The 3,641-nt window shown below is 42.0% G+C and carries 3 protein-coding genes; 1 reads left to right on the top strand and 2 read right to left on the bottom strand.

Annotated elements, in window-relative coordinates; all coding sequences use genetic code 11:
* Window positions 1-57: 57 nt before the first annotated feature.
* Window positions 58-1,626: a glycerophosphodiester phosphodiesterase family protein gene (locus A5875_RS06010; RefSeq protein ID WP_088932764.1), complete on the top strand. Its 1,569-nt coding sequence runs from the start codon at window positions 58-60 to the stop codon at window positions 1,624-1,626.
* A 50-nt stretch (window positions 1,627-1,676) separates the two neighbouring features.
* Here the strand turns inward: A5875_RS06010 and A5875_RS06015 are convergent, their stop codons facing one another.
* On the bottom strand, window positions 1,677-2,477 hold the full coding sequence (locus A5875_RS06015) for an ABC transporter permease subunit (protein ID WP_088932765.1): 801 nt from the start codon (window positions 2,475-2,477) through the stop codon (window positions 1,677-1,679).
* Entirely contained in the window at window positions 2,470-3,381 is a 912-nt protein-coding gene (locus A5875_RS06020) for an ABC transporter ATP-binding protein (RefSeq protein WP_088932766.1), read from the bottom strand. Before A5875_RS06020 ends, A5875_RS06015 begins: the two co-directional genes overlap by 8 nt.
* Between the last annotated feature and the right edge of the window lie 260 nt (window positions 3,382-3,641).

The following is a 3,641-nucleotide window of genomic DNA, read 5'->3' on the forward strand; positions in this document are numbered from 1 at the left end:
ATAAAAAAATACACAGATCGTTAAAAACGATTTTCTTATAGAACCACAGGAGGAGCTATGAATTCCATACGTCAGCGTCTTGCTTATTTTTTCAGCACTTTTTCTCTCTATAATTTCCTGATTATCAGCTTTGGGCTGCCTTTTCTGACAGAAGGACTTTTTTTATTTTTCCGCCAAAGCTTTCTAAACAACCTTTACTCACCTTTTTATCTGTTTTTGTTCCTTGCGATGATCTTTCTTTATGGGAACCTCTTCAGCCAAGTGCAATCAAACGAAAAAGCCTTTCAAAATTTTTCTTTGAAGGCGGCATTTGTCAGCTTTGCGTATTGGCTGCTTTTATCACCGATTTTTTTCTTTCGCTTTTATCAGATGCTGCTGGTGTGGCAGCCGTTGCCGGCGAGGCTGCTTTCTTTTCTGTTTCTTTATCGTTGGAAAATCTTACCTATACTGATAATACTTTACTTGATCGTGCTCTATTTTCTTTATCGCTCGATCTTAGTACCAAAATACCTAAAGCAAAGTAAACCCATGAAAGAAAGCATCGAACTCAGCTGGCAAAAGACGAAGAAAAGTCTTCCTAAACAATTCGTGATCTTTCTTTTGATTCCGCTCTTTTTCTTAAGTGTCAGTTTGCTGATCAAAATCGGCTTCATTTGGGGCACCCAATTACTAACCAAACAAAGTACGGCCATGGTTTTCTTAGTAGTTTATCGGGTCATACAAAATATTTTATGGACGTTCTTTTTTCTTTATTTAGCTGCGCCGGACAAAGAACCCCTTAACGACGAATCCATGTCCAAAGGATCAATCCTTTGGCTGGGCCTGATTATCATCACCTGCTTAGGCCTTTACTCGCTGCACTATACCCATGCTTTTCAAGTCCAACGAGCAGCGCCTCCGATGACCATCTCGCATCGCGGTGTATCGAATCATAACGGTGTCCAAAATTCCATCGAGGTTTTGAAAAAAACGAGTCAACAGCTACGGCCAGACTTCGTTGAGATGGATGTTCAAGAAACCGCCGATCATCAGCTAGTCGTGATCCACGATGAAGACCTGAATGCCTTAGCAGATAAAAACTTGCGGATCGATGAAACAACTTGGCAAGACTTAAAGAATATCACCTTAAAAGAAAACGGCTATACCAGCAAAATTCCTTTATTTTCTGATTACTTGGCAGCCGCAAACCAATTAAATCAAAAACTGCTGATCGAACTGAAGGTCACTGGCAAGACCAAAGCCACGATCACCCAAAGACTGCTGCCATTAAAAAATCAACTGGCAAATCATCAGTTGCAAAGTATGGATCTTGATACGGCAAATCGAATGAAGAAAGACTTTCCTAAACTGCGCGTCGGCTATATCTTGCCCTTCGATCTTTTAGGCAGTCCCAAGACTTCATTAGATTTCGTCAATATCGAGTCGCGCACCGCAAATGGCGATCTGATCCAGGCTCTGCGTCAGCGCAAACAAGCTGTCTATGCTTGGCCGGTGAACTCGCAACAGCAAGCAGCCGTTCTCCGTTTCCAGCGAATCGACGGCATTCTAACAGATGATATGAGTGTCTTCTCTAATAAGTCTGATGACATAAAGGCTCAGACTGCCAGCATCCTGCAATTTGACTAAAGCAAAGACCGTAAACAATCTCCTTCACGGAAAATTGTTTACGGTCCTTTTTATCGATCTAATAAACGCTCATAAGTAAAACCTGTCATAGAATATCTCAGCAGCAGCAGTGCGATTACTAATAAGACGAGCCCGATAGAAACCACGATCCAGCCGCTAAAAACCAGAATCCCCGTAAATTGACCGATCATCAATAGCGCCAGCGGAAGAATTAAAAAAGCGGCTTTTTGCTGCGACTCTTCGATCGACGTAGCTTTGGCCGATCCTTTGACGATCAGTACAATTGAGATAATCGTGATCGCCGGAACGATCAGCAGCATCACCCAAAGCCAGTTGAGACTCAAAGGAAGCAGCATTCCCTTAAAAATATACAGCTCTACTTCCACCACGATCACTGTCAAAAGAAATGACACATAAGTCACTAAGACCCCCACGAGAAATGAAGCATAAACTTTTGCTCGAAAAATCTCCCGAATCGACAGAGGTGAGTATAATAAAGTTTCCAACGTTCGTTTTTCCTTTTCGCCAACAAATGAGCTGGCAGCCATCACACTAGCTGTCATGATAGGAATGATCAAAAAGAAGATCGGAATGACATTATTGACCATTAAGGAAAGCAGTTCACGAATAAGCTGTTCCTGATCCAGCTTTTGAAAGTCCGGTAAAATCCGCGCCATCTCGGTAAATGACGAGGAATCAGTCGGACTCATCAGAACCGTCAGCAGCATCAACGTAGGAAATACCACTGAAAAAAGCAGTGGAAGAATCGTTAAAACTGAAAAATAGCGCTTGTTTTCAGTAATTCCTCGAATATCCTTGATCATAATGGCCTTTTGCCGATTATTAAACATGCTCTTCCCCTCCTTCTAATAAAGCAAAATAAATATCCTCCAGAGAATAATCCATTGGTGTAACCTGTGAGATTTTCCCGCCTTGTTGAACGATTGTTTTTACCAGTTGAGGTACTTCTGCTTTTTCTTGGAAGGAAAGCTCATAGACATTCTCCCTGATACGTTTGCTGTTAAGCGATGGCGGCATAACATCCGTTTCAATGATCAATTTATAGTGATCGAAGGTTCGGCGGCGCAGCTGCTCTAGGCTGCCCAAGGCTAATAACTGTCCGTTATCCATCAAGCCATACTCATTGCAAATTTCCTGTGCATACCTTAATTGATGCGTGCACAGAAAGATCGTCGTTCCCTCTTCTTTTGAAAGCTCTAATAAAAGTTCATTCACGCTTTTCGTACTTTCAGGATCAAGTCCGCTAGTAGGCTCATCTAAAAAAAGCACATTTGGACGATGAATCAACGTTCTTGCTAACGAAAGCCGCTGCCGCATCCCGGTCGAATAACTTTTCAGCTTCACTTCAGCCGCGTCTGTCAGTCCTAATTTTTCCAACAGCTCCATTCCGCGCGCTTCACTTTCAGCTTTCGTCATGCCAAAAAGCTGTCCAAAGAAACGCAGATTATCAATTCCGGAAAAATGATCGTACATTCCCGCATGCTCGGTTAAAACACCTGTCGATTGATGGAGCTTCTCTGCTTGGCTAACTGGATCAAGCCCAAGCACCCGCATTTCCCCGCGAGTCGGATTCAAAATCCCGTTCAATAATTTAACCGTGGTGGTTTTCCCAGCACCATTTGGCCCTAAGAAGCCAAAAATCGTCCCTTCAGGAACCACCAAGCTAATATCATCTAATGCCTTCTTACCCTCTGTATAAATCTTTTCCAATTGTTTGATCTCAATTGCATCCATCTAACTCCCTCATTTCCCTCATCAACTAAAAATCATATCCCCTACACTCTTATTGTATTTCTTCCAATCAAAAGCTTCAATGGACTTGTTGTTAACTTTTAGGACTGTAAATCAACCTTTGCGATACATGATGATTAAATATTTTATTTCTTTCTAGAAACAGAGAAGCAGAACTCGTAGCTAGCTTCTCTCAAGGGGTCTATTTTTCGAAAAACGTGAAAAATAGTTCTATCTTCGCTACGCATATCATTGCACTAAAC

Source organism: Enterococcus sp. 3H8_DIV0648, from assembly GCF_002140655.1.
Taxonomy (GTDB): Bacteria; Bacillota; Bacilli; order Lactobacillales; family Enterococcaceae; genus Enterococcus_A; species Enterococcus_A hulanensis.